The sequence below is a fragment of the Dactylosporangium sp. NPDC049742 genome, assembly GCF_040674675.1.
In the GTDB taxonomy this organism is placed as follows: domain Bacteria; phylum Actinomycetota; class Actinomycetes; order Mycobacteriales; family Micromonosporaceae; genus Dactylosporangium; species Dactylosporangium maewongense.
Genome location: NZ_JBFANF010000040.1, coordinates 1 through 25574, shown reverse-complemented (window position 1 = coordinate 25574; position 25574 = coordinate 1). Strand labels below are relative to the sequence as shown.

The following is a 25574-nucleotide window of genomic DNA, read 5'->3' as shown; positions in this document are numbered from 1 at the left end:
CGGCGGAGGTATCCGCTCACACGGACGATCCGCCGAAAGTCTGCCAACCTCGCCGACTACTCCAGTGACGAAGCCCCGACGACGACCGCCGGCCGATCCGCGGCGAGCGGATCGACAAGCTCTTCCTGCGCGGTCAGCACTCCCTGAGCCAGTCGGGTCGCACGAGGCGGGACCGGAGGCTCCAGGTCGGCTACTACACGCAGACCGGACAGCACATCATCGGGTCGCACGGTCGGGGTTCCCTGCCGCACGACAAGGTCGAGTATCGCACACGGTGCCTCGGTGACCTCGGAAGGTACGTCACCGGGGGTCGAAGGGACGGAAAGTACGGCGAGCCGGACAACCGCGGCACGCGTGTCGAAGACCCGCTTGCCCTGCTTGGTGAGCCGCTCCACGAGCACCTCGGTGGCGTCCAGGAAGGCCCGGACCGCCGCCTCGGCCTCGGCCGGCGTGACGCCGGGCAGCTCGAGGTGCCAGGCCGACGCGTCGATCCGGTCGGCCAGGCTGCCGCCGCCGTTGAGCGGCGACTGGACGGCCTCGATCACGTCGAGACCGGGCGAGAGGGCCGCGTCGAGGGCGACCCGCAGGTCGTCCGGGTCCACGACGGCCCGCAGGCCGATCTCCAGGTATTCGGCCTCGCTGGCCACGCCGGTCGGGGCGGCGGAGGCGTAGGAGACCTTCGGGTGCGGGGTGAAGCCCTGCGAGTACGCGATCGGCACGTTGGCGCGCAGCAGCGCCCGCTCGAACGCCCGGGCGAAGTCGCGGTGCGAGGTGAAGCGCATCGGGCCCCGCTTCGAGTACCGCAGCCGGATCCGCTGCACGACGGGGTCCTGGCCGCCCTCAGGCTGTCGCTTAGCCATGCCGGTGCACCGCCTCAGGCATCCGCAGCCCCGCGCCGACCGGGGTCAGCGGCAGCAGCTTCTTGCCCGTGGGGCCGATCTGGATCTCGGTGTCCTGGCTCGGACACACGCCGCAGTCGAAGCACGGCGTCCACCGGCAGTCGTCCTGCTCGAACTCGGTGAGCGAGTCCTGCCAGTCCTGCCAGAGCCAGTCCTTGTCCAGGCCGGAGTCGAGGTGGTCCCACGGCAGGACCTCGTGCTGGTCGCGCTCGCGGGTGGTGTACCAGTCCAGGTCCACGCCGTGCGTGGGCAGCACCGCCGCGGCGGCGTCGACCCAGCGCTGGTAGGAGAAGTGCTCGGACCAGCCGTCGAAGCGGCCGCCGGACTCCCAGACCCGCCGGATGACCCCTCCCACCCGCCGGTCACCCCGGCTGAGCAGGCCCTCGATCAGGGAGGGCTGACCGTCGTGGTACCGGTAGCCGATCGCCTTGCCGAGGTTGCGGTCGGCGTTGATCGCCGTCTTCAGCGCCCGGAGCCGGTGGTCGATGACCTCCGGCGTCTCCATCTTCGCCCACTGGAACGGCGTGTGCGGCTTGGGGACGAACCCGCCGATCGACACCGTGCAGCGGATGTCCCGGGAGCCGGTGGCCTCCCGGCCGGCCCGGATGACCTCGTGCGCCAGCTTCGCGATCTGCAGCACGTCGTCGTCGGTCTCGGTCGGCAGCCCGCACATGAAGTACAGCTTCACCTGCCGCCAGCCGTTGCTGTACGCCGTGACGACGGTCCGGATCAGGTCCTCCTCGGTGACCATCTTGTTGATCACCTTGCGGATCCGCTCCGAGCCACCCTCGGGCGCGAAGGTCAGGCCGGTGCGCCGGCCGTTGCGGGCCAGCTCCTGGGCGAGCGTCACGTTGAACGCGTCGACCCGGGTCGAGGGCAGCGACAGGGAGACGTTGGTCCCCTCGTACTGCTGGGCGAGGCCGGAGCACATGTCGCCGATCTCGGAGTGGTCGGCGGAGGAGAGCGAGAGCAGGCCGACCTCGTGGAAGCCGGAGAACTCGAGCCCCTCCTTGACCATCTGCCCGACCGTCGTGATCGACCGCTCGCGCACCGGGCGGGTGATCATCCCCGCCTGGCAGAAGCGGCAGCCCCGCGTGCACCCGCGGAAGATCTCGACGGCGTAGCGCTCGTGCACCGTCTCCGCGAGGGGCACCAGCGGGCGCTTGGGGTAGGGCCACGCGTCCAGGTCCATCGTGGTGCGCTTGTGCACCCGGAAGGGCACGTCGGCACGGTTGGGCACGACCCGCTGGATGCGCCCGTCTGGCAGGTAGTCGACGTCGTAGAAGCGCGGCACGTAGACCGACTCGGTCCGCGCCAGGCGCAGCAGCAGCTCGTCGCGGCCGCCGGGCGAGCCGTCGGCCTTCCACTGCCGCACGATGGCGGTGATCTCCAGGACCGCCTCCTCGCCGTCGCCGAGCACGGCGGCGTCGATGAAGTCGGCGATCGGCTCGGGGTTGAACGCGGCGTGCCCGCCGGCGACGACCACCGGGTGCCGGTCGTCGCGCTCGCGCGAGTCGAGGGGGATGCCGGCCAGGTCCAGCATGGTGAGCATGTTGGTGTAGCCGAGCTCGGTGGCGAACGAGATGCCGAACACGTCGAACGCGGTCACCGGGCGGTGCGCCTCCACGGTGAACTGCGGCACACCTTCGGCGCGCATGAGCGCCTCCAGGTCGGGCCACACCGCGTAGGTGCGCTCGGCAAGCACGTCCGGCTGCTCGTTGAGCACCTCGTAGAGGATCTGGACGCCCTGGTTGGGCAGCCCGACCTCATAGGCGTCCGGATAGGACAGGGCCCACCGCACGGTGGCGGAGTCCCAGTCCTTGACGACCGCACCGAGCTCACCTCCCACATATTGGATCGGCTTGCTGATCCTGGGCAGGAGACGCTCGAGTTGCGGGAAGACGCTTGCGACGCTCACGAGCTACCAGGGTACCCGCAAGCCCCGGACGCGCCCTGCCGCCGCCGCTTCAGGAGTTCCGGTGGCGCCGCCTCGGCTCCCGCCTGGCGGGCGGCTTGGGCGCCGGCGTGGCCGGTCGCGGCGGCGGGACCCGCAGCGTGACCGGCTTGTCTGCCGTGACGGTGAACTGCTCGCCGTGGTGGCGCAGCGTCATCTCTCCGGAGTCCAGCTGGTACGTCGCCGCGGCGTGGTCGACGGTGACCCGCAGGATGCCGCCGTGGCAGGTGATCGCGAACGACAGCCGGTCCAGGCGGTCCGGCAGCCGCGGCATGAACGACAGCTCCCCGCCGTGGTCCCGCATCCCGCCGAAGCCCGCGACGAGCGCCAGCCACGTCCCGGCGAGCGAGGCCATGTGCAGTCCGTCACCGGAGTTGTGCTGCAGGTCGTACAGGTCGACGAAGGCCGCCTCGCCGAGGTAGTCGTAGGCCAGCTCGGTGTGCCCGACCTCGGCGGCCATCACCGCCTGCGTGCAGGCCGACAGCGAGGAGTCGCGGACCGTGCGCTCGTCGTAGTAGGCGAAGTTGCGCGCCTTCTCCTCCGCGGTGAAGGCGTCGCCCCGCCAGTGCATGGCCAGGACCAGGTCCGCCTGCTTGACGACCTGCCTGCGGTACAGGTCGAAGTACGGGTAGTGCAGCAGCAGCGGGTAGTGGTCGTCGGGCGTGTGCTCGAAGTCCCATTCCTGGTGCCGGGTGAAGTCGGCGGACTGCTCGTGGACCCGCAGCTCGTTGCTGTAGGGCAGGTGGATCCTGGCGGCCGCGTCGCGCCACGACGCGATCTCCTCGTCGTCGACGCCGATCGCCCGCGCCTCGTCCGGGTGGCGTTCGGCGGCGCCGGCCGCGGCGACGAGGTTCTGCTGGGCCATGAGATTGGTGTAGATGTTGTCGTCGGCGATCGCGCTGTACTCGTCGGGGCCGGTCACGCCGTCGATGTGGAAGACGCCGTGCCGGTCGTGGTGGCCCAGGGAGCGCCACAGCCGGGCCGTCTCGACCAGCAGCTCCAGGCCGCAGTCGGCCTCGAAGGCGGTGTCGCCGGTCGCCTGGACGTAGCGGACCACGGCGGCCGCGATGTCGGCGTTGACGTGGAACCCGGCGGTGCCGGCGGGCCAGTACGCGGAGCACTCCTGCCCGCGGATCGTCCGCCACGGGAACGCCGCCCCGGACAGGCCCAGCTGCGCGGCGCGGTCGCGGGCCAGCTGCAGCGTGTCGTGCCGCCAGCGCAGCCCGTCGCGGGCCGCCTGCGGGTGCGTGTAGGTCAGCACCGGCAGCACGAAGCTCTCCGTGTCCCAGAACACGTGCCCGTCGTAGCCGCGGCCGGTCAGGCCCTTCGCCGCGATCGGCCTGGCCTCGGCCCGCGCGCCGGCCTGCATCAGGTGGAACAGGGCGAACCGCACGGCCTGCTGGATCTCCGCGTCGCCCTCGACCTCGACGTCAGCCTGCGCCCAGAAGCCGTCGAGGAACCTCCGCTGCGCCGCGACGAGGCCGTCCCAGCCGCCGAGCCGGGCGCCGGCGATCGCGCCGTGCACCTGGTCGCGGATCGCCTGCCGGGACCGCTGGCTGGACCAGCCGTACGCGAGGTACTTGACGATCCGCAGCCGCTGGCCGGGCTGCAGCTCGCACGCGAACGTGGTGCGGGCCCAGTCCTCCCTGGCCTCGGTGTGCGAGCGGACCGGCACCGGCGCGTCGACCTCGTGGTCCATCTCCGCGCCGAGCCGCAGCCAGCTCGCCTTCGTGCGGTGCAGCAGCTGGCCGTTGAGCTCGTTGGCCGAGTGCTCCTCGGGCTCGAGGGCATGGCCGAGCGCCGCGGCGACCCGCGGATCCTTGCTCTGCTGCGGGACGTCCTCGTTGGCGACCAGCTCCGACTGCACGATCACCCGCGCCGGGCCGTCGACGGGCTCGACCTCGTACAGGAACGCGGCGATCGACCGCTGCTCCAGCGACACCAGGCGGGTGGTGCTGATCTTGACCCGCTGCTGGGCCGGCGACATCCAGTCGACGTCGCGCCGCAGCGTGCCGGCCCGCAGGTCGAGGACCCGCTCGTGGCTCAGGAGGTTGCCGTACCGCACGTCGAACGGCTCGTCGTCGACCAGCAGGCGGAACACCTTGCCGTTGGTGACGTTCAGGATCGACTGGCCCTCCTCGGGGAAGCCGTAGCCGGCCTCCGCGTAGGGCAGCGGGCGCTCCTCGTAGAAGGAGTTGAGGTACGTGCCGGGCAGCCCGAACGGCTCGCCCTCGTCGAGGTTGCCGCGCAGCCCGACGTGCCCGTTGGACAGCGCGAACAGCGACTCGGTCTGGCCCAGGTCGTCGAGGTCGAGCTCGGTCTCGCGGACCGCCCACGGCTCGACCGGGAATGTCGCCATCAGCGGTCCCGCCCTTCCGGCTGTTCCCGGCCCTCCAGCAGCGCGTCGAGGTCCGGCACGACGATGTCGGCGCCGGCGGCCCGCAGGTCGTCGGCGTGCCCGCCGCCGATCCGGTCGATCCCGACGACGTAGCCGAACCCGCCGGCCTTCCCCGCCGCGACCCCCGAGAGCGCGTCCTCGAACACGGCGGCCCGCTCCGGCGCGACGCCGAGGTCCCGCGCCGCCGCCAGGAACGTGTCAGGGGCGGGCTTGCCGTGCAGGCCCTGCTGGCGGATCGTGACGCCGTCGACCCTGACCTCCAGGTAGGCGTCGAGGCCGGTCGACGTGATCACCTGCAGCGTGTTGGCGCTGGAGCTGACCACCGCCCGGCGCAGCCCGTTCGCGGCGGCCGCCTTCAGGTAGCGCACGCTGCCCGGGTACGGCTCGAGCCCCTCCTTGATGAGGGTGAGCAGCAGCTCGTTCTTGCGGTTGCCGAGCCCGTTGACGGTCTGGGCGTCCGGAGGGTCGTCGGGGGTGCCTTCGGGCAGCGTGATGCCGCGGGAGGCGAGGAAGTCGCGGATGCCGGCCTCGCGCGGCTTGCCGTCGACGTAGTCGTTGTAGTCGGCGACCGGGTCGAACGGCCGCTGGTCGTCGCGTCCGGCGAGGAAGTCGTCGAACGTCCTGGTCCATGCCTTGTTGTGGATGATCGCGGTCGGGGTGAGCACCCCGTCGAGGTCGAACAGGCAGGCGGTCACGCGTTCCGGTAGACCCAGCACACCGCAACCGTATCCGTGCGAGGTGTCCGCCAAACCTGCCGCCGCTGAACGGCGGCCCGTGCACGGGGTCGCTAGCCTTCAGGGTGTGACACTTCCGGATGAATCGCCGACCGACCGCCAGCCGGCCACGCCGACGTGGGTGGGTTCGGCGGCGGTGCCTCCGGGCGGGTCACGCCGGCGGCGGCAGTGGGAGGACACCCTCGATCTGCCCGCCGCGCCGCGGACGGTCCCGCTGCCGGCGGATCCTTCACCGCCCCCGCCAGAGATCCGGTACGTGCCGGTGCCGCAGTACGGTCCGCCCCCGCCCGGGTACCGCCCGCCGCCCGGTTATCGCCCCCCGCCCGGCTACGGTCCGCCGCCCCCGGCCTACCGGCGGCGCAAGCGGCGCTGGCCGTGGGTGATGCTGCTGCTCATCGCCCTGTGCGCGGGCTGCTGCGGCGGCTCGTACGCGTGGGCCCGGCCCTACTGGGTGCAGTACCCGGCCTCGGTGCAGGTGGACGCGACGGTGCCGGGGCTCACCCGGTCCAGCGACGCGAACGCCAAGAAGGCGGCCACGGACCTGCAGAAGGCCCTGACCTCCGACCACCTCGACGAGTCCGGCTTCACGGTCACGTACACCGACGCCTCGAACAGGCAGCTGCGGGTCCTCGTCGCGGGCGCCACCCGCTTCATCACCGACCCCACCCGCGACCTGGAGGCCTCGATCCGCAAGCTCCCGGCCGCGATGCAGGTCGGCACGGTGCGCGACATCGACCCCGGCCCCTTCGGCGGCGAGCAGCGCTGCGCCGCGGCCCGCTTCGACGGCCGCTCGGCGACCGTCTGCGGCTGGGCCGACCACGGCGTCATCGCCCTGGCCGTCTTCCCCGGCAAGCCCGTCGAGCAGGCCGGCACCCTGACCCACAACATCCGCGGCTCCATCGTCCGCCGCGGCTGACCACTGATGCACAGGCACAAACTCGCCGCGCTCGTGGCGGCCGGTCATGGTGGGCAGCACCCTGACCAGGATCACGCTCGATCAGGTCAGGGCCGCGGTCAAGTAACGCGCGTCAGTGGACGGCAGCGGCGGTCGTCTACTGTTCCGCCGGAGCCGAACCGTTCGTAGCCGAACCGTTCGCGGCGGCGATCTGGTCGGGGCGCTTGGGGGCGTACCGGGTGACGTACTCCTGGCCGGTGAGCTGCTGGATCGCGTTCATGAGCTTGAGGGTCAGCTCGCGCAGACCGCGGCTGTCGATCTCGCCGCCCTGCCACTGGCTCAGGTCGAGCGGCTCGCCGACGCGGACCTCGACGGTCGGGCCGAGGCGCGGCACGGAGGCGCCGATCGGCTGGATCTTCTCGGTGTTGAGCAGGCCGATCGGGATGATCGGGGCGGGCGCGTCGAGGGCGAGCTTCGCCACACCGGGGCGGCCGCGGTACAGGCGGCCGTCGGGTGAGCGGGTGCCCTCGGGAAAGATGCCGAGGACGTGGCCGTCGCGGAGGACGGGCAGCGCGGCGTCGAGCGCCATCAGGCTGGCCCGGCCGCCGGAGCGGTCGACGGGGATCTGGTTCAGCCCGTACATGACGTTGCGCATGACGGTGCCCTTGACGCCGGGGGCGATGAAGTACTCGTCCTTGGCGAGGAAGTAGACGTTGCGCGGCATGAGCGCGCCCATCAGCACCGAGTCGATGACGGACTGGTGGTTGCTGGCGAGGATGGCCGGGCCGGTGGCCGGCACGTTGTCCAATCCGCTCACCTTGGGCCGCCACAGCAGGCGGGACACTGGTGAGATCGCGAACTTGCCGACCGCATACAGCGCGGACAAATGCCCTCCACCAGGCTCAACAGACGATGCCGCCCACTGTAGACGGCGCGGGTCGTCAGGTCAGCCGCTGAGCTCACACCGTGGGCAACACCACCCAGGTTCTCATGAGGCGACGAGCACCAGCGCGGTCGCGGCCAGCCCGAGCCCGGCCAGCTGGACCGGGCGCAGCCGCTCGCGGTCGACGAGCATCGCGAGCAGGACGGTGCTCACCGGGTACAGCGACGCGACCGGCGCGATGATGCTCAGGTCCCCGCGCTGGACGGCCAGGACATAGAGGGCGTTGGCGCTCATGTCGAGCATCCCGGCGGTGAGCAGCCAGCGCAGCGGCGCCCCGGACGGACGTGCCGCGCCCGGGCCGCGCAGCAGCAGCGGCGCGCCGAGCACGACGGCGGTGACCTGCGCGCCGAGGACCGGCCACATCCCGGCGGCACCGCCGGCGGCGTCGCTCGCGGCGGACAGGCAGATGAAGAACAGACCGAACGCGACGCCTGCGCCGAGTGCCATGCCGAGCAGCCGGACGGAAAGCCCGGCGCCGCCTCCGGGCGCGAGGCTGACCAGGCCGATCGCGACAATCGCACAGCCCGCGCCGGCCAGAGCGAGACCACCCGGGCGCTCGCCGGAGAGCAGGCCGGCGGCGACGGGCAGCAGGGCGGTGGTGACGGCGCTGACGGGAGCGACGATCGTCATGGCGCCGCCGGCCATCGCCCGGTAGAACACCATCATCCCGACCATGCCGAGCGCGCCCGCGGCGGCGCCCCAGCCGAGGGCGCCGGCGTGCGGCGCGGTGGGCATGAGCACCAGGAAGAGCAGCAGCAGCGGGATGCTGGCGGCCTTCGACAGCACGACCACGGTCTTCGAGTCGACGCGCTGGCTGGCCTTGCCGCCCGCGAAGTCGCCGACGCCCCACACCAGCCCCGACAGCGCGGCGAGCACGATCCCGATCACGCGAGCCTCCGTACGGTGATCGTGTCGGCGTCGAGCAGCTCGGCGAGCATCTCCGCGGCCGGCGTGAGGTCGGTGTCCAGACCTTCCAGGAGGAAGACGGCCGAGGTGGTGGCGGCGGTGATGGCGGTGCGGCGGCCCTGGCGCCAGTTCCACCGCCGGCAGGTCACCCCGAGGTCGTCGCGCCAGATCACCTCGCCGGGCTCCGGCGTCTCCACGACCGGCGCGCCCTCCTTCACCGTGTCGAACGGCTCGTCGCCGGCGGCGAGCACGAGTCGCTCGGTGCCGGCGAGCGCGGCGCGGTCCTCGCCGCCGATCGGCACGGCGAAGCGGATGCTGACGGCGTTGTACGCGTCGACGATCCGGTCGATCACGGGCACGTCCCCGCGGGCGGCCCGCTTGCGCAGCGCCTCCGCCGAGCACGGGGTGCGCTGCGGCTTCGCCCCGAAGGCCCGGTAGACGTCGCGCCATGCCGGTAACGGGGCGTCGAGCGGCAGGCCGAGATCACCGGCGTCCTTGATCGCCTGCTGCAGCACGGCACCGTCGCTGGGACCGTTGCGGAGTCCGTCGGCGAGCACCGCGAGGACGGTAGCCTCATGGCCCACGGACCGGCACAGGTCGAGCACCTCATCGGCGATGGCGAACATGCCGCAGTCGTATCATGATATTGACTGTGAAGGAAAATATTTTGACCGACGATGTGGCGCAGGTCGCCCAGGCGGCGATCGCCAGGCACGTGAAGGCGCTGCGGCAGGGCCGGCGCTGGTCCCTCGACGAGCTGGCCAGCCGGTCCGGCGTCAGCAAGGGCATGCTCGTGCAGATCGAGGGCGCGAAGACCAACCCGAGCATCGGCACGCTGTGCCGGATCGCGGAGTCGTTCGGGGTGAACATCGGCCGGCTGCTGGAGTCGGAGCCGGAGCCGGTGGTGCGGATCGTCGGCGCGGACGAGCCGCCGGTGCTGTGGCGGGGCGGCGCGGGCGGGACCGGCAGGCTGCTGCGCGGCGTGAACGACCCGGCGTTCGTCGAGGTCTGGGAGTGGCGGATGCCGCCCGGCGAGACGCACGACTCCGGCGACCACTCCTCCGGCACGCGGGAGCTGATCCACCTGCGAGAGGGCTCGCTCGTGGTGACGGTCGACGGTTCGCAGTACACCGTGCGGACCGGCGAGACGATCGACTTCCGGGCCGACCGCCCCCACACCTACCGCAACGCGGCGGACGTGGAGGCGGTCCTCACGATGGTGGTCGTGATGCCCGAGGGCGAGTTCGACCGGCGGGCGCCTAGGCCTTCGTCACCTTGACGACGACGGCCTGACCGTCGCCGACCTCTCCGGCGAAGCCCTGGGGCACCGCCCCCAGCGACACCGCGTCGGCGAGGACCTCGCCGGCCACGAACGCGCCGTGCGCGGCGAGCACCGCGTCCAGCCCGTCGCCCTGCACGAGGACCGTGATGCGGTCCGAGACGTTCAGGTCCGCGTCCCGCCGGGCCTGCTGCACGACCCTGACCAGGTCGCGGGCGAGCCCCTCGGCCGCCAGCTCCGGGGTGACCGTGCTGTCGAGCACGACCACGCCCTCGCCGCCGGGCAGCGGCGCCGACTGGGTCGGGTCCGCCGCGACCAGCTTCAGGTCGTACTCGCCGTCCTGCAGGGTCACGCCGCCGGCCACGACCTCGTCGCCGGTGTGCTGCCAGTCGCCGGCCTTGACCGCCTTGATCACCTGCTGGACGTCCTTGCCGAGGCGCGGGCCGAGCACCCGCGGCACCAGCGTCAGCACCGGCGTGCAGTGCGCGGCGACGTCGCCGGTGAAGACGACCTCCTTCACGTTGACCTCGTCGGCGACGAGCGCGGCGAAGGGCCGCAGCGCCTCCGCCCGCGGCGTGGCCACCGTCAGGGTCTGCAGCGGCAGCCGTACCCGCAGCCCGCGGGCCTTGCGCAGGGAGAGCGCCGCCGAGCAGACGTCCCGCACCGCGTCCATGTCCGCGACCAGCGCGTGGTCGGCGGGGAACTCCGCCGCCGACGGCCAGTCGGTCAGGTGCACCGACCGCTCGCCGGTCAGACCGCGGAAGATCTCCTCCGCGGTCAGCGGCGCGAGCGGCGCGACGACCTGTGTCAGCGTCGACAGCACGGTGTAGAGCGTGTCGAACGCGTCGTGGTCGCCGGACCAGAACCGGTCGCGGGAGCGGCGCACGTACCAGTTGGTCAGCGCGTCGAGGTAGGACCGGACCGTCCCGCAGGCGCCGGACAGGTCGTAGGCGTCCAGCTGCGCGGTCACGGTCGCGACCAGCTCGCCGGTCTTGGCCAGCACGTACCGGTCGAGCAGGTGCGTGCTGCCGGCGCGCCGCCGCGCGGTGTAGCCGTCCGCGTTGGCGTACAGCGAGAAGAAGTACCAGACGTTCCACAGCGGCAGGAGCACCTGCCGGACCGCGTCGCGGATGCCGACCTCGGTGACCGGCATGTCACCGCCGCGCAGCACCGGCGACGCCACGAGGAACCACCGCATCGCGTCGGAGCCGTACTCGTCGAACACCCGGTAGACGTCGGGGTAGTTGCGCAGGCTCTTGGACATCTTGCGGCCGTCCTCGCCGAGGAGGATGCCGTGGCTGACGCAGTTGTTGAACGCCGGGCGGTCGAAGAGCGCGGTGGCCAGCACGTGCATGGTGTAGAACCAGCCGCGGGTCTGGCCGATGTACTCGACGATGAAGTCGCCCGGGTAGTGGTGCTCGAACCAGTCCCGGTTCTCGAACGGGTAGTGGACCTGCGCGAACGGCATCGAGCCCGACTCGAACCAGCAGTCGAGGACCTCCGGCACGCGGCGCATGACGGACTGCCCGGTCGGGTCGTCCGGGTTGGGCCGGGTCAGGTTGTCGATCTCGGGCCGGTGCAGGTCGCCGGGGCGCACGCCGAAGTCGCGCTCGAGCTCGTCGAGCGAGCCGTACACGTCGACGCGCGGGTACTGCGGGTCGTCGGACTTCCACACCGGGATCGGCGAGCCCCAGAACCGGTTGCGGCTGATCGACCAGTCGCGGGCGTTGGCCAGCCACTTGCCGAACGAGCCCTCCTTGATGTGCTCCGGCGTCCAGGTGATCTGCTGGTTGAGCTCCACCATCCGGTCGCGGAACGTGGACACGGCCACGAACCACGACGAGACCGCCTTGTAGACCAGCGGCGTGTCGCAGCGCCAGCAGTGCGGGTAGGAGTGCGTGTAGGAGTCGTGGCGCACGACGACGCCCGCGGCCTTCAGGTCGCGGATGACCGGCTTGTTGGCCTCGAAGACCTGCAGCCCCTGGTACGCGGGGACGACCGAGGTGAAGCGGGTGTGCTCGTCGACGGTGACGACGGTGGGGATGCCGACGGACGCGCAGGCCGCCTGGTCGTCCTCGCCGAAGGCGGGCGCCATGTGCACGACGCCGGTGCCGTCCTCGGTGGTGACGAAGTCCGCGCCGATCACCTGGAACGCGTTGGGGGTGTCGGCGAGGAAGTCGAACAGCGGCGTGTACCTGCGCCCGACCAGCGTCGCGCCCTTGACCGTGTCTACCTTGGAAGCGTTCGCCAGCTCCTTCTCGTACGCCGCCACCCGCGATTCCGCGAGAACATAACGGACGCCCTCCTCCTCGAACACCGCGTAGTCGATGTCCGGGCCGACCGCGAGGGCCAGGTTGGACGGCAGCGTCCACGGGGTCGTCGTCCAGGCGAGGATCTTCTCGCCGCTCTCCAGCTGGAAGGCCACGGTCAGCGCCGGGTCCTGCCGGTCGCGGTAGACGTCGTCGTCCATGCGCAGCTCGGTGTTGGACAGCGGGGTCTCGCAGCGCCAGCAGTACGCGAGGACCCGGAACCCCTCGTAGACGAGACCCTTGTCGTGCAGGGTCTTGAAGGCCCACATGACGCTTTCCATGTAGTCCAGGTCGAGCGTCTTGTAGTCGTTGGTGAAGTCGACCCAGCGCGCCTGGCGCGTCACGTACCGCTCCCACTCGGCCGTGTAGCGCAGCACGGACTCCCTGGTGGCGGCGTTGAACTTGTCGACGCCGAGCTGGAGGATCTCCGCCTTCGTGCTGATGCCGAGCTGCTTCTCCGCCTCGACCTCGGCCGGCAGGCCGTGACAGTCCCACCCGAAGCGGCGCTCGACCCGGAAGCCGCGCATCGACTTGTACCGGGGGACGACGTCCTTCGCGTAGCCGGTCAGCAGGTGGCCGTAGTGCGGCAGGCCGTTGGCGAACGGCGGGCCGTCGTAGAACACGAACTCGTTGGCGCCGTCGACGCCCGCGTCACGCTGCTCGACGGAGGCCTCGAAGGTCTTGTCGGCGGCCCAGTAGTCCAGGACGCCCCGCTCGACCTCGGGCAGGTCGGGGCTGGCCGGCACACCCTGCGCGGCATTGTGCATCGGATAGGCCATCGGCGGTCGCACTCCTCGCGTGACGTCAGCTGTCTCGACTCCACGCGGGGACGAACCTTCGCAGGTCCGCGGTACCACCCCGCTTGCCACCTGACGGTGGCCGCTCGTTGGCCGGCTGTGACGGACCGGTGCCCGTCCGGTTCTACTGAGGCCGCCGATCACCCGGCGGCCCGTTCTTCCGGAGGCTCGCCGGTGATGGCCGGGTCGACGCCTGTGCGTCCAGGGTACCGCGTCGCGCATCCAGGTTTCCCCGGCTGCCATAAAGAATAGTAAAGAAACCTTGACATTAATTCCCCGCTGGAGTTTCGTGACACCAAACGTCGACGCCCATCGACGTCACCCCCACCTGGAGCCACGATGCGTCCACGCACTATCGCCCTGCTCGCGGGCACCGGAGCGGCCGCGCTGACCCTCGCCGGGGTCGTGATCGCGCTGCCCGCCTCGGCCGCCGAGCTGCTCACCAACCCAGGCTTCGAGACCGGCAACGCCAACAGCTGGAGCTGCGAGGCGTCGGCCGCGGTCACCTCCGGCGGCGCCCGGTCCGGCAGCTACAAGCTCACCGGCACGCCCGGCGGCACCACCGCCCGGTGCCAGCAGACGGTGTCCGTGCAGCCGAACACGAAGTACACCTTCTCCGGCTACGTCAACGGCTCCTACGTGTTCATCGGCGTCACCGGCGGCGTCGACGCCAGCACCTGGACGCCCGGCACCGGCGGCGCCTACTCGCAGCTCTCGGTGTCGTTCACCACCGCCGCGACGCAGAAGACGGCGGTCGTCTACGTCAACGGTTGGTACGGGCAGCCCGCCTACACCGCGGACGACTTCTCGCTGAACGGCCCCGGCGGCACCCCGCCGACGACGCTCGAGCCGACCACCCCGTCCGCGTCCCCGTCGCGGTCGACCTCGCCCTCGCCGTCGGTGTCGCCGTCGGTCTCGAAGTCCCCGTCGACCTCGCCGTCACCGTCGACCTCGACGCCGCCCAGCCCGCTGCCGAAGCACTTCCTGACCGGCTACTGGCAGGACTTCGTCAACAGCGCGGCGAAGCTGAAGCTGCGTGACGTCCCCAGCGAGTACGACCTGATCGACGTCGCGTTCGCGGAGACCGGCTCGCAGCCGGGCCAGCTGACCTTCGCGGTCGACCCGCAGCTCGCCTCTGCGCTCGGCGGCTACACCGACGCGGAGTTCAAGTCCGACATCGCCACCCTGCACGCCCGCGGCAAGAAGGTCATCCTGTCCGTCGGCGGCGAGGCCGGCCGGGTCAGCGTCGGCGACGCGACCGCCGCGACGAACTTCGCCAACAGCGCGTGGGCGCTGATGCAGCAGTACGGCTTCGACGGCATCGACATCGACCTGGAGAACGGGCTCAACCCGACCTACATGGCCCAGGCGCTGCGCTCGCTGCGGGCCAAGGCCGGCGCGAACCTCATCATCACGATGGCGCCGCAGACGATCGACATGCAGTCCACCGGCGCCGGCTACTTCGCGCTGGCACTGTCCATCAAGGACATCCTCACGGTCGTCTACACCCAGTACTACAACTCCGGCGCGATGCTCGGCTGCGACCAGATGGCCGCGTACTCGCAGGGCACCGTCAACTTCATGACCGCGCTCGCCTGCATCCAGCTGGAGAACGGGCTGCGCCCCGACCAGGTCGCCCTCGGCCTGCCGGCCGGCCCCGGCGCCGCCGGCGGTGGCGTGGTCGCCCCGGCGCTGGTCAACCAGGCGCTGTCGTGCCTGGCGTCCGGCACCAACTGCGGCACGTTCAAGCCGCCGCACACCTACCCCGGCATCCGGGGCGCGATGACCTGGTCGATCAACTGGGACGTCACGAACGGCAACAACTTCGCCAAGACCGTCAAGCCCCACCTGGCGACGCTGCCCTAAGGCTTTCTTCCCCAACACAGTGAGGAGGGCGGGTGTCCCAGCACCCGCCCTCCTCGCCATTCAGGTCTCGCCCATTCAGGGTGATTTTTATTCCGCGAGCTCCGGGAACCACAGGGCGATCTCACGCTTCGCACTGTCCACCGAGTCGGACGCGTGCACGAGATTCTCCCGGTTGGACAGCGAGAAATCGCCGCGGATGCTGCCCGGCGCGGCCTTCCTGCCGTCGGTCGAACCGATCAGGGTGCGGATGACGGCGATCGCCTCGTCGCCCGAGACGACCAGCGCGACGAGGTCGCCGCTGGTCATGAAGTCCCGCAGCGGGGGGTAGAAATCGCGCTCCACGTGCTCGGCGTAGTGCTGGTCGGCGAGGGTCCGATCCATGGTGCGCAGCCGCATCGCGTCGATGGCGAGGCCCTTGCGCTCCAGGCGCCCGATGATCTCGCCGACGAGTCCACGGCGCACGGCATCAGGCTTGATCAAAACGAGCGAACGCTCGGCCACGACGTGCCTCCAAGATGGGTCCGGTTCGGCCCTGAGCCTACCCAGCGTCACCGAACCCGACCCGCCCGGGTGCCGAAGACTTCCGTTCCGGCGATGATCAGGCATAGCCTGATGTCAGTCGTCTGGGGAGGTCGACTTTGCCGTCCAGCAATCGTGCGCAGGACACCGGCACCAGGAAACTCGTGATCGCACTGCTCGTCGTGGTCGGTAGTTTCCTGGCATTCTGCGGACTGGGTATGACCAACGCGTTGGTGGTCGCGTTGGGCATCATCCTGGCCGCCGCCGGTCCGGTGCTGATCCTTGTCCTCAACTCGCGCAACAAGGTGCGGCAATACGTCTACGGCACAGCGAGGGTCGCCGATATCTCGCCCCGCCCGACGACCGACGGCCGCACCGCCCGCGGGAGGCTCAAGCTCGTCGTCAGGGCGACGGGCATCAACGGCGTCACCGTCTCCACGGTCGACCCGGCCATCCCGCTGGACAAGTGGCCCGACGCCGGCGCGACCCTGCCGGTCCAGGTCCTCAAGGGCAACCCGCGCAAGCTCGCGGTCGTCTGGGACAAGGTCCAGTCGCACCAGGACGCCCAGGCGTCGGAGCGGCGCCCCTCCGGCGGCGGCGGTCCGCGCTACTCCGTCGACGGTGACGAGCTCGACATCGTCGACTCCCCCACCGACGACTACGAGCGCGAGCGCGAACGCGCCAGGGTCACCGCCGGCGGCGCCGTGGGTGGTCCGGCCGGTGCCCCGGCCAGGGGGCCAGGCGGCGGCTCGGTCACGCCCTTCGAGCGGCCCGCCGAAGACCTCCCGCCCGACAACCGGCCCACGCTCACCGACCTCCCCCCGATCGCGGCGCCGGTCATCGAGCCGGTCCGGCTGTCGGGGCGCGGTGACCGCACCGGCCAGACCCGGCCCGCCCAGCGGCCGACCTCCCCCGCCCCCGGCGGCACCGGCGACCCCGCCGGCACGTCAGGATTCGCGGCACCGGCGGCGGTCGCCTTCACCAAGACCGGCTCGCAGACCACCGGCTCGCCCACGGCGAGCGCTTCGTCCACGGCAACCGGCTCGCCCACGGCGAGCGCCTCGCCGGCATCGGCCGGCGGGCAGGCGGCGACCGGGGAGCACGCGCTGGCCGGGGAGCACGCCGGGGTCGGGACCGTCACCGCCGCGCCCGTCAGCGGGGCAGGTGCCGCGGATCCCGCCGCCGACGCCCAGGCCGCGCACGCGGGTGTCGTCACCGAGGACACCCCGCCGATGGTGGTGCGCCTGCCGTCCAACCCGGTGCGGGGCGGCGCCCGGCGCCGGCCGAGCCCGCGTCCCCGCCCCGGCACCCACGACCACGCACCGGCGAGGACCGTGGAGCCGGCGGTCGCGCCCGCCCCGGAGGAGACCCCGGCCGCGGTCACGGAGGCCGCGCCGTCGTACACGATCCCGGAGGCGGGCTCCACCCTCTCGCCACCGCCGGACCTGCCGTCCTCGGACCTGCCGCCCGCCGCCGCCGACCACTCCTCTGACGAGCCCTCCGAGCAGCCCTCCGAGCAGGCCGCCGCGGAACAGACTGCGGAGCATGTCTCCGTACAGACTCCGGAGCTGACGCCCGCGGTGCAGGAGGTCGAAACAGCCGTCGAGGGGGGTGTCGAGCAGTCCGGCGACGAGCCCACGGGCAGCGCCGCCCTTCCGTCGGGGATCACCTGGTGGCCCGACCGCGAGACCGAGCAGCTGCCGACCCGGCTCCCGCGTCTGGAGCACCTCCAGGCCCACGACGCCGAGCCGCCAACCGACACCACGCCCACCGACACCACGCCCTCGGACCCGGCCCCGGCGGACAGCGACCCCACCGACACCGACACCGCCGACACCGACACCGCGCCCGTGGGTGGCACCGACGAGTCGGCAATCGTCGTGGGGCCGGCACCGGTCGTCGGGTCGTCGCCGGTCCTCGGGCCGTCGCCGTCCGGGCCGCCGACGCCGCTGCGGTCGGCGAACGAGGCCGCCGCCGGCGACCCGGCGAGCAACGGCAACTCCACCGTCCGCCCGTGGGGTACAGGCGACGCCGGCGGGCCCACGACGTCGGCGTGGTCGAGCAACGGCCACTCGCGCGACGCCACCGCGCCCGGCACCGGCGTGTTCGGCGCCGCGCCCGCGTGGCCGACGCCCGGCACGGCGCTCCCCGGCGGGAGCGGCGACGACGATGACGAGGAGCCGGTCGCCCCGAACCCCTACGCCACGGAGCACTACGTCGGCGACTCGCCCGAGGACCAGCTGGAGGAGCAGCCGCCGTCCGAGGGCGCGGTCGGGCAGTTCCTGGCGACCGAGCAGCGGCAGCAGCCCAACCCCCTCGACGGCGTCAACGGGGTGAGCATCACGCTGATCGTGTCGGACCTGGAGCGGTCCCGGCGGTTCTACCGCGACACCCTCGGCCTCACCGAGCTCGACAGCGGCGACGCGGCCGCGGTCCTCGCCACCGGCGACGCCAGGGTCGTGCTGCGCCGGGTCGCGGACATGCCGCCGGTCGACCGCCGGGTCGTGCACCTCAACCTCGAGGTCCCCGACGTGTACGAGGCGTACGAGCGGCTCCGCGAGCAGGGCGTCGACTTCGTCCACCGGCCGCGGGTCGTGCCGCAGGGCGAGCAGCTGGAGCTGTGCTCGGCGACGTTCCGCGACCCCGACGGCCACGCGATCGCGCTGACCAGGTGGGAGCTGCGGCGCTAGCCGGAGTAGCGGCGGAGGGTCTCCTCGGCGGTGCGGCGCATCAGCTCGCGCAGCTCCGCCGGGGCGAGCACCTCGACGTCGGGGCCGAAGCGGCCCAGGTCGACCCGGACGTGCTCGAAGGTCTCGATCGGCAGGACGATCTCCACCCAGCCGTCGGCGTCGGGCGGGCCGGCGGTCTCGCGCAGGGCCCGTTCGGCGACCGGGCCCAGCATCCACCACATGCTCGCCGCGCGGGGCCCGACGCGGACGGTGGCGTCGCCCCCGCGGTACAGGGTGCGCTGCAGCCGATCCGACCACCCGGTCCAGTAGTCGCGCAGGTCGAAGGCCTCGGGCCGGTCGAACCGCTCCGGCAGGACGTCGACGGCGTCGACGCGGGAGATCCGGTAGGCGTTGACGCGCTCCCGTCCGCGGGCGACGACGTACCAGGCGGTGCCCTTCAGCACCAGGCCGAGCGGCTCCAGGGTCCGTTCGACCTGGGTGCCGTCCCACTTGCGGTACGCCACCCGCAGCCGCCGCTGGTCCCACACCGCGCCGGCGACGGCGTCGAGATGCGGCGGCGCCTCCGGGTCGCGGAACCAGCCGGGCGCGTCCACGTGGACCCGCTCCTGGATGCGCGCCGCCATGGTGCGCTGCTCCAGGGGCATCGCCGCGAGGAGCTTCAGCTGCGCCGCGTCGAGCGTCGGCCCGAGGCCCAGGTGCCCGGCGGTGGCGCCGCTGCCGGCGAGGAAGAGCGCGGCCGCCTCGTCGGTGGTCAGCCCCGTCAGCGTCGTGCGGTAGCCGTCGACGAGCTGGTAGCCGCCGGCGGGCCCGCGGTCCGCGTACACGGGAACCCCCGACGCGGAGAGCGCCTCGATGTCGCGGTAGACGGTGCGGATCGAGACCTCGAGCTCGTCGGCGATCTGCTGCGCGGTGAGCCGGCCCCTGGTCTGCAACAGCAGCAGCGTCGAGAGCAGCCGGCTCGCCCGCATGCGTCAGGGTTTGTTCGCGTAGACGGCTCGCCGCACGTACAACACGTAAGCCCACGTCAGGCCGAAGACGATGCCGAGGGCGAGCAGGGACCAGTGCAGGACCCCACCGGCGAGCAGCCCGACCGGCACGACCAGTGCCGCGTGCCACGCCCATCCGTGCCGCAGCAGCCCGCAGAGGGCGAAGCTGAGCACGGCGAGCCCGCCGCAGAGCCACAGCGCGCCGGCCGACTGGCCGAGCTTCGCCAGGGGCAGCAGCGCGAGCAGCAGGACCAAGCCGAACACGACGAGCGCGGACGCGCCGACGCCGCGGACGGCGCCGCCGGGGTTCTTCAGGCCGGTGGTGCTCATGCCGCCACCTTCCGCTGCGCTCCAGGCGTCGACCTGAGCCACAACCACACCCATGATGAGCAGCCCGAGACGCTACGCTGGCCGCTCATGCCGCCACCTTCCGCTGCGCTCCAGGCGTCGACCTGAGCCACAACCACACCCATGATGAGCAGCCCGAGACGCTACGCCGGCCGCTCATCGCTTCAGCAGCCCGCGGGCGTCGGCGACGGTCACGACCGAGCCGGTGACCAGGATGCCGATCGAGCCGGGGATCGCGTTGTCGGACTCGGCGAGCGTGACGGCCGCGTCGATCGCGTCGGCGAAGTCGGGCACGACGTGGACCCGTTCGGGCCCGTACAGCTCCTCGGCGATCGCGCCGAGCTGCGCGGCCGACATGGCCCGGGGCGAGCTGTTGCGGGTGCAGACGATGCTCTCGGTGATCGGCTCGAGCAGTTCCAGCATGCCTTCGACGTCCTTGTCGGCGAGGGCCGCGACGACGGCGACGAGGCCGCTGAACGCGAACTCCTCGTTGAGCGCGCGGACGGTGGCCTGCATGCCGACCGGGTTGTGCGCGGCGTCGACGAGGATCGGCGGTGACTTGCGGACCCGTTCGAGCCGGCCCGGCGAGGTGGCGCCGCCGAACCCCTCGCGGACGGCGTCGGCGCTCAGCGCCCGCTCGTTGCCGGCGCCGAGGAACGACTCGACGGCCGCCAGGGCGATCGCCGCGTTCTGCGCCTGGTGCTCGCCGTGCAGCGGCAGGAAGACGCCCTCGTAGGTGCCGGACAGGCCCTGCAGGGTGAGGACCTGCCCGCCGACGGCGAGGTCGCGCCGGACGACGCCGAACTCGCGGCCCTCCCGGGCGATGGTCGCGCCGACCTCGGCGCAGCGCTCCAGGATCGGGCGCATCGCCTCGTCCGGCTGCGCCGCGCAGATCAGGGTCGCCCCCTTGTGCACGATGCCGGCCTTGGCGAGCGCGATGTCCTCGATGGTGTCGCCGAGCCACTCGGTGTGGTCGAGGCCGATCGGGGTGATCACGGTCGTCTGCGCCTGCAGCACGTTGGTGGAGTCGTCGGCGCCGCCGAGGCCGACCTCGACGACGGCGACGTCGACGGGCGCGTCGGCGAACGCGGCGAACGCCATCGCGGTGGTCATGTCGAAGTACGTCAGCGGCGCGTCGCTGCGCGCGTCCAGGTACTCGGCGAGGGGCTGGACCTCGTCGTACACCTCGACGAACCGCTCCTCGGTGATCGGCTCGCCCTCGATGCTGATGCGCTCACGGATCGTCTGCAGGTGGGGGCTGGTGTAGCGGCCCGTCCGCAGGCCGTGCGCGCGCAGCAGCGAGTCGATCATCCGGGCCGTCGAGGTCTTGCCGTTGGTGCCCGTCAGGTGGATCGCCGGGTACGCCCGCTGCGGGCTGCCCAGCGAGTCGAGCAGGGCCTCGATCCGGCCGAGGTCGAACACCATCCTGGTGAAGCCCCGGCCGTTGAGCTCCTGCTCGACCTCGTTGAAGCGACCTGGTCCGCTCACGCCGCCCCCTCCGCTGCGCTACGGCGACGGCGTGAACTCCACCCTGTGATTCTGGTTCGCGGCCCTCCGCTGCGCTCCGGCCCGCTCACAGCGCGTCCAGCTGCCCGTTGATCCGGGCCAGGTCGGTCTCGGCGGCGGTGAGCCGCTGGCGGATCTTCTCCACGACCGCGTCGGGTGCCTTGTCGGTGAACGCCGGGTTCTCCAGCTTGGCCCGGCACTGCGCGGCTTCCTTCTCCGCGGCGGCCTTGTCCTTGCCGAGCCGGGCCCGCTCCGCGGCGACGTCGATCGTGCCGCGGGTGTCGAGCTCGACGGTGACCCCGACGCCGACGCTGAGCTTCGCGGTGGCCGCGAACTCCGCGCCGGGCGCCTCGAGCCGCGCCAGGGACCGGATGAGGCCCTCGTGCGCGGACAGGCCGGCGGCGTCGAGGCCTTCGAGCCGGGCGACGACCCGCTGGGCCGGCTTGACGCCCTGGTCGGCGCGGAACCGGCGGACCTCGGTGACGACCCGCTGCAGGTCGGCCACCTCCCGCTCGGCGGCGTCGTCCACCAGCGCCTGGTCGGCGGCCGGCCAGGTGGCCCGCACCAGAGTCGGCGCGCCGGTCAGCGTCGTCCACAGCTCCTCGGTCACGAACGGCGTGATCGGGTGCAGCAGCCGCAGCAGCTGGTCGAGCACGTGGCCCAGCACCCGCTGCCGCTGCGGGGTCATGGCGCCCTTCGACAGCTCCAGGTACCAGTCGCAGACGTCGTCCCACGCGAAGTGGTAGAGCGTGTCGCACACCTTCGCCAGCTCGAACGCCTCGAACTGCTCGTCGACCTCGGCGATGACGTGCTGGAGCCGGGACAGGATCCACCGGTCGACGGTCGACAGGTCCTCGGTGGGCAGGTCACCCTCGACGGTCGCACCGTTGGACAGGCCGAACCGGGTGGCATTCCACAGCTTGTTGCAGAAGTTGCGGGCGCCCTGCACCCACTCCTCGCTGACCGGCACGTCGGCGCCGGGGTTGGCGCCGCGGGCGAGGGTGAAGCGGGTCGCGTCGGCGCCGAACCGCTCGATCCAGTCGAGCGGGTCGACGACGTTGCCGAACGACTTCGACATCTTCTTGCCGTGCTGGTCGCGGACCATGCCGTGCAGCATGACGACGTCGAACGGCTGGCGGCCGTCCATCGCGTACAGCCCGAACATCATCATCCGGGCGACCCAGAAGAACAGGATGTCGTAGCCGGTCACCAGGACGCTGGTCGGGTAGAACTTCGCCAGGTCGGGGGTCTCGTCGGGCCAGCCGAGCGTGGAGAACGGCCACAGCGCCGAGGAGAACCACGTGTCGAGGACGTCCTGGTCCTGCGTCCAGCCCTCGCCCGATGGCACCTGCTCGTCGGGGCCGACGCACACGACCTCGCCCTGCGGCCCGTACCACACCGGGATGCGGTGCCCCCACCACAGCTGCCGGGAGATGCACCAGTCGTGCATGTTGTCGACCCAGCCGAAGTAGCGCTTGGTGAGCTCCGGCGGCTCCACCCGGACCCGGCCGTCGCGGACGGCGTCGCCGGCGGCCCGCGCCAGGGGCTCGGTGCGCACGAACCACTGCAGCGACAGGCGCGGCTCCACGGTGGTGCCGCACCGCTGGCAGTGGCCGACGGCGTGGACATACGGCCGCTTCTCCGCGACGATGCGCCCCTCGGCGCGCAGCGCGGCGACGATGGCGGGCCGCGCCTCGAAGCGGTCCAGGCCGAGGAACGGGCCGTGCACGGTGATGACGCCGTGCTCGTCCATGATGGTGAGGCTCGGCAGGTCGTGCCGCTGGCCGATCTCGAAGTCGTTGGGGTCGTGCGCGGGGGTCACCTTGACCGCGCCGGTGCCGAACGCCGGGTCGACGTGCGCGTCGGCGACGATCGGGATCCGGCGGCCGGTGAGCGGCAGCTCGACCTCGGTGCCGACGAGGTGCTTGTAGCGCTCGTCGTCGGGGTGCACGGCCACCGCGGTGTCACCGAGCATCGTCTCGGCCCGCGTGGTGGCCACCACGATCGCGTCGGCACCCTCGCCGTAGCGGATCGAGACCAGCTCACCGTCGTCGTCGGAGTGCTCGACCTCGATGTCGGACAGCGCGGTCAGGCACCGGGGGCACCAGTTGATGATGCGCTCGGCCCGGTAGATGAGGCCGTCGTCGAAGAGCCGCTTGAAGATGGTGAGGACGGCGCGGGACAGCCCCTCGTCCATGGTGAACCGCTCGCGGCTCCAGTCGACGGAGTCGCCGAGGCGGGTCATCTGGCCGAGGATCTTGCCGCCGGACTCGGCCTTCCACTGCCAGACCTTCTCCACGAACGCCTCGCGGCCCAGGTCGTGCCGGGACTGCCCGGACGCGGCGAGCTGCCGCTCCACGACGTTCTGCGTGGCGATGCCGGCGTGGTCCATGCCCGGCAGCCACAGCGCCTCGAAGCCCTGCATCCGCTTCCGGCGGGTGATCGCGTCCTGGACCGTGTGGTCGAGGGCGTGACCGATGTGCAGCGAGCCCGTCACGTTGGGCGGGGGCAGCACGATCGTGAACGGTGGCTTGTCGCTGGCCGCGTCGGCCTTGAACAGACCGTCGGCCACCCATCGCTCATACCGCCGCTGTTCCACCTCGCCGGGCGCATACTGGGCCGAGAGCACCGAGGCAGTGGGGGCGGTCGGCTCGGCGCTGCCGGGCGTCCGTTGAGTCTCCGTCACAACAGCGAGTCTAGAACTTCGCGCGTGGGGTCTACGCTCGCCATTGCCCCCTCACTCAGGAGACTGATCGACGGTGACTTACCCGCCCCGCCCGTCCGACGACGAGCCCCACTCGCAGCCGTTCCAGCCGCAGTCGTACGACCTGGCGCCGGAGTTCGGCACGCAACAGGCTCCGAGCGGCGGGTCCTACCCGCAGCAGCCCGGCCCGTACGACCCGCCGCAGTCGTATGCGCAGCCTCAGCAGCCGTACCAGCAGCCGGCGTACCAGGACCCGTACCAGGCGTCGGCACCGCCGTTCCAGCCGTCGGCACCGCCGTTCCAGCCCGCCGCGGCGCCGTTCCCCGGGCAGGGTCCGGCCTTCCCGCCGCCCCCGCCGCCGCGCCGGGGCAAGGGGCTGAAGATCACCCTCGGGATCCTGGGCGCGCTGTTCCTGATCTGCGCGGTCGGCTGCGGCGTGTTCCTGTACCCGATCATCGACGCGTCCGGCACCACGGTGACGGCGCCGGAGACGCTGCCGGGAGGGCTGAAGAAGGAGACCTCCGACGAGATGCAGACGATCGTCGACCAGATGGAGCGTGACCTGCGCAACGACGTCGGTGACGTGGACCAGGTCGCGGCGGGCATCTACAGCACCGGCGACCCGCAGAAACTGGTCGTGATCGTCGCGGCGACCTCCACGGTCGTCTTCCCCGACGACGAGATCGAGGACGCGTTCAAGGGCTTCAACTCCACCGGCGGCAGCGTCGGCGGGCAGACCAGCTACCCGGCCGGCGACCTGGGCGGCACGGTGAAGTGCGCGAGCGGCACCGAGGACGAGCTGCCGATGACCCTGTGCGCCTGGGCCGACCACGGCAGTGTCGGCATCGGGGTGTTCATCGGCCGGGACCTCGAGGATGCCTCGTCCCTGTTCCTGCAGATCCGCCCGGCGGTGGAGTCCCGCTGATCGCGTCTGCCGCTGATGTACCGGTGGGGTCGGGCCGCTGCGGTCCGGCCCCACTGTGCGTGCGGGGCCTTGCTAGGCTGCGCCGATGGTCGATCTTCCGGGCATCTCCGACGCGGATGAGCCTGATGACGAGCCGCGTTCTTCCGTCAATGTGAAGAAGGTGGCCATCGTCTGCGGGGCGCTCGCCGGAGTGGCCCTGCTGGGCTCCGCGGTCGTCTACGGCCCGACGGTCTGGCGGGTGACCGCGCAGAGCGACACCAAGGTGTCCACCCCGACGCAGATCGGCTCCTACACGCTGTTCTCCACCGACGAGGCCGCTCAGGCCTCCGAGTACGTCCGGGACGCGATCGTGACCGAGGTCAGCCTCGACGACAGCCTCGGCGCCATCTACCGGGAGCCGAACGGCTCCGAGACCCGCACGGTCATCCTGGTGGCCGGGACCGGCCGCATCTGGAAGCCGGAGCGGTCCCTCGACGGTGCCTTCAAGGCCGTCGCCGGCGCGGACACCGCGATCCGCGGCGTTCATGACGTCGACGCCGGCGACCTGGGCGGGGTGGCCCGGTGCGGCGAGATCGACGACAAGGACGGCGTGATCGCCGTGTGCGGCTGGGCGGACAACGGCTCGCTCGGCGTCGTGGTGCTTCCCGGCAGCAAGACGGCGGACGCGGAGAAGGCCCTGTCGACGATCCGGCCGGCCGTCGAGAAGCGCTGACCCGCGGCTTTCCGCTTTCAGCGCCTTCCCGGCGCTGTTTCCTGGTGCTGTTCTTTCTGGTCCGGAAATGCGAGTAGCCCCAGCCTGATGGCTGGGGCTACTGCAAAATTTTGTCCGGCGGCGTCCTACTCTCCCACACTCTCTCGGGTGCAGTACCATCGGCGCTGGAGGGCTTAGCTTCCGGGTTCGGAATGGGACCGGGCG

At 71.8% G+C, this 25574-nt stretch carries 19 protein-coding genes and 1 rRNA gene; 6 read left to right on the top strand and 14 right to left on the bottom strand.

Features of this window, described 5'->3' with window-relative positions:
* Positions 1-56: 56 nt before the first annotated feature.
* The 4 genes from AB0J72_RS37435 to AB0J72_RS37420 are packed head-to-tail and all read right to left on the bottom strand — an operon-like array spanning position 57 to position 5967.
* A complete protein-coding gene (locus tag AB0J72_RS37435) occupies positions 57-860 on the bottom strand; it encodes a TIGR03936 family radical SAM-associated protein (protein WP_363407583.1) in 804 nt (267 codons plus the stop codon).
* Positions 853-2817, bottom strand: a complete 1965-nt coding sequence (locus tag AB0J72_RS37430) for a TIGR03960 family B12-binding radical SAM protein (protein WP_363407580.1) — start codon at positions 2815-2817, stop codon at positions 853-855. The genes AB0J72_RS37435 and AB0J72_RS37430 overlap by 8 nt, the downstream gene beginning before the upstream one ends.
* Before the next feature lie 49 nt (positions 2818-2866).
* Positions 2867-5212, bottom strand: a complete 2346-nt coding sequence (locus tag AB0J72_RS37425; RefSeq protein ID WP_363407577.1) for a glycoside hydrolase family 65 protein — start codon at positions 5210-5212, stop codon at positions 2867-2869.
* Positions 5212-5967 (bottom strand): beta-phosphoglucomutase family hydrolase, encoded by a 756-nt coding sequence (locus tag AB0J72_RS37420; RefSeq protein WP_363407574.1) that lies wholly within the window; start codon positions 5965-5967, stop codon positions 5212-5214. The genes AB0J72_RS37425 and AB0J72_RS37420 overlap by 1 nt, the downstream gene beginning before the upstream one ends.
* Before the next feature lie 85 nt (positions 5968-6052).
* Between AB0J72_RS37420 and AB0J72_RS37415 the strand changes: the two genes are divergently transcribed.
* A complete protein-coding gene (locus AB0J72_RS37415) occupies positions 6053-6901 on the top strand; it encodes a hypothetical protein (RefSeq protein WP_363407571.1) in 849 nt (282 codons plus the stop codon).
* Between the two features lie 136 nt (positions 6902-7037).
* Here the strand turns inward: AB0J72_RS37415 and AB0J72_RS37410 are convergent, their stop codons facing one another.
* The 3 genes from AB0J72_RS37410 to AB0J72_RS37400 all read right to left on the bottom strand — a co-directional run bounded on the left by AB0J72_RS37410 (position 7038) and on the right by AB0J72_RS37400 (position 9355).
* Positions 7038-7766 carry a lysophospholipid acyltransferase family protein gene (locus AB0J72_RS37410; RefSeq protein WP_363407568.1) on the bottom strand — a complete coding sequence of 243 codons (729 nt, stop codon included), beginning with the start codon at positions 7764-7766 and terminating at the stop codon, positions 7038-7040.
* 102 nt (positions 7767-7868) lie between these two features.
* The gene (locus AB0J72_RS37405) at positions 7869-8711 is read right to left on the bottom strand and encodes a DMT family transporter (RefSeq protein WP_363407565.1); all 843 of its coding nucleotides are present in this window, start codon (positions 8709-8711) and stop codon (positions 7869-7871) included.
* Positions 8708-9355, bottom strand: coding sequence for a phenylalanine--tRNA ligase beta subunit-related protein (locus AB0J72_RS37400; RefSeq protein ID WP_363407562.1), 648 nt, complete (start codon positions 9353-9355; stop codon positions 8708-8710). The genes AB0J72_RS37405 and AB0J72_RS37400 overlap by 4 nt, the downstream gene beginning before the upstream one ends.
* 41 nt (positions 9356-9396) lie before the next feature.
* Here AB0J72_RS37400 and AB0J72_RS37395 point away from each other — a divergent pair, with 41 nt between their 5' ends.
* Positions 9397-10008: an XRE family transcriptional regulator gene (locus AB0J72_RS37395; RefSeq protein WP_363407559.1), complete on the top strand. Its 612-nt coding sequence runs from the start codon at positions 9397-9399 to the stop codon at positions 10006-10008.
* Here the strand turns inward: AB0J72_RS37395 and ileS are convergent.
* A complete protein-coding gene (gene ileS, locus AB0J72_RS37390) occupies positions 9989-13096 on the bottom strand; it encodes an isoleucine--tRNA ligase (RefSeq protein ID WP_363407556.1) in 3108 nt (1035 codons plus the stop codon). The genes AB0J72_RS37395 and ileS overlap by 20 nt on opposite strands.
* A gap of 357 nt (positions 13097-13453) precedes the next feature.
* On the opposite strand from ileS, the gene AB0J72_RS37385 reads away from it, so the two are divergent.
* A complete protein-coding gene (locus AB0J72_RS37385) occupies positions 13454-14980 on the top strand; it encodes a glycosyl hydrolase family 18 protein (RefSeq protein WP_363407553.1) in 1527 nt (508 codons plus the stop codon).
* Between the two features lie 87 nt (positions 14981-15067).
* Here the strand turns inward: AB0J72_RS37385 and ndk are convergent, their stop codons facing one another.
* Positions 15068-15481, bottom strand: a complete 414-nt coding sequence (gene ndk, locus AB0J72_RS37380) for a nucleoside-diphosphate kinase (protein ID WP_354901747.1) — start codon at positions 15479-15481, stop codon at positions 15068-15070.
* Between the two features lie 236 nt (positions 15482-15717).
* On the opposite strand from ndk, the gene AB0J72_RS37375 reads away from it, so the two are divergent.
* Positions 15718-18189, top strand: a complete 2472-nt coding sequence (locus tag AB0J72_RS37375) for a VOC family protein (protein WP_363407549.1) — start codon at positions 15718-15720, stop codon at positions 18187-18189.
* Here AB0J72_RS37375 and AB0J72_RS37370 read toward each other — a convergent pair.
* The 4 genes from AB0J72_RS37370 to AB0J72_RS37355 all read right to left on the bottom strand — a co-directional run bounded on the left by AB0J72_RS37370 (position 18186) and on the right by AB0J72_RS37355 (position 23715).
* Entirely contained in the window at positions 18186-19157 is a 972-nt protein-coding gene (locus AB0J72_RS37370; RefSeq protein ID WP_363407546.1) for a YafY family protein, read from the bottom strand. The two genes, AB0J72_RS37375 and AB0J72_RS37370, sit on opposite strands and share 4 nt — an antisense overlap.
* Before the next feature lie 3 nt (positions 19158-19160).
* Positions 19161-19505, bottom strand: coding sequence for a DUF4233 domain-containing protein (locus AB0J72_RS37365; protein ID WP_363407543.1), 345 nt, complete (start codon positions 19503-19505; stop codon positions 19161-19163).
* Positions 19506-19679: 174 nt separating this feature from the next.
* Positions 19680-20948 carry a folylpolyglutamate synthase/dihydrofolate synthase family protein gene (locus AB0J72_RS37360; protein WP_363407746.1) on the bottom strand — a complete coding sequence of 423 codons (1269 nt, stop codon included), beginning with the start codon at positions 20946-20948 and terminating at the stop codon, positions 19680-19682.
* A gap of 148 nt (positions 20949-21096) precedes the next feature.
* Positions 21097-23715, bottom strand: a complete 2619-nt coding sequence (locus tag AB0J72_RS37355) for a valine--tRNA ligase (protein ID WP_363407540.1) — start codon at positions 23713-23715, stop codon at positions 21097-21099.
* Between the two features lie 73 nt (positions 23716-23788).
* Here AB0J72_RS37355 and AB0J72_RS37350 point away from each other — a divergent pair, with 73 nt between their 5' ends.
* A complete protein-coding gene (locus tag AB0J72_RS37350) occupies positions 23789-24658 on the top strand; it encodes a hypothetical protein (RefSeq protein WP_363407537.1) in 870 nt (289 codons plus the stop codon).
* 85 nt (positions 24659-24743) lie between these two features.
* Positions 24744-25370, top strand: coding sequence for a hypothetical protein (locus AB0J72_RS37345; RefSeq protein ID WP_363407534.1), 627 nt, complete (start codon positions 24744-24746; stop codon positions 25368-25370).
* A 112-nt stretch (positions 25371-25482) separates the two neighbouring features.
* Here AB0J72_RS37345 and rrf read toward each other — a convergent pair.
* Positions 25483-25574 (bottom strand): 5S ribosomal RNA (gene rrf, locus AB0J72_RS37340); the annotation flags it as partial.

Bases quoted from the DNA above. Each gene is read 5' to 3' on its own strand.
- AB0J72_RS37425 (WP_363407577.1), bottom strand. From the start codon at position 5,212: ATGGCGACATTCCCGGTCGAGCCGTGGGCGGTCCGCGAGACCGAGCTC.
- AB0J72_RS37365 (WP_363407543.1), bottom strand. From the start codon at position 19,505: ATGAGCACCACCGGCCTGAAGAACCCCGGCGGCGCCGTCCGCGGCGTC.
- ileS (WP_363407556.1), bottom strand. From the start codon at position 13,096: ATGGCCTATCCGATGCACAATGCCGCGCAGGGTGTGCCGGCCAGCCCC.
- AB0J72_RS37385 (WP_363407553.1), top strand. From the start codon at position 13,454: ATGCGTCCACGCACTATCGCCCTGCTCGCGGGCACCGGAGCGGCCGCG.
- AB0J72_RS37345 (WP_363407534.1), top strand. From the start codon at position 24,744: ATGGTCGATCTTCCGGGCATCTCCGACGCGGATGAGCCTGATGACGAG.
- AB0J72_RS37400 (WP_363407562.1), bottom strand. From the start codon at position 9,355: ATGTTCGCCATCGCCGATGAGGTGCTCGACCTGTGCCGGTCCGTGGGC.
- AB0J72_RS37360 (WP_363407746.1), bottom strand. From the start codon at position 20,948: ATGGTGTTCGACCTCGGCCGGATCGAGGCCCTGCTCGACTCGCTGGGC.
- AB0J72_RS37435 (WP_363407583.1), bottom strand. From the start codon at position 860: ATGGCTAAGCGACAGCCTGAGGGCGGCCAGGACCCCGTCGTGCAGCGG.
- AB0J72_RS37375 (WP_363407549.1), top strand. From the start codon at position 15,718: ATGACCAACGCGTTGGTGGTCGCGTTGGGCATCATCCTGGCCGCCGCC.
- AB0J72_RS37370 (WP_363407546.1), bottom strand. From the start codon at position 19,157: ATGCGGGCGAGCCGGCTGCTCTCGACGCTGCTGCTGTTGCAGACCAGG.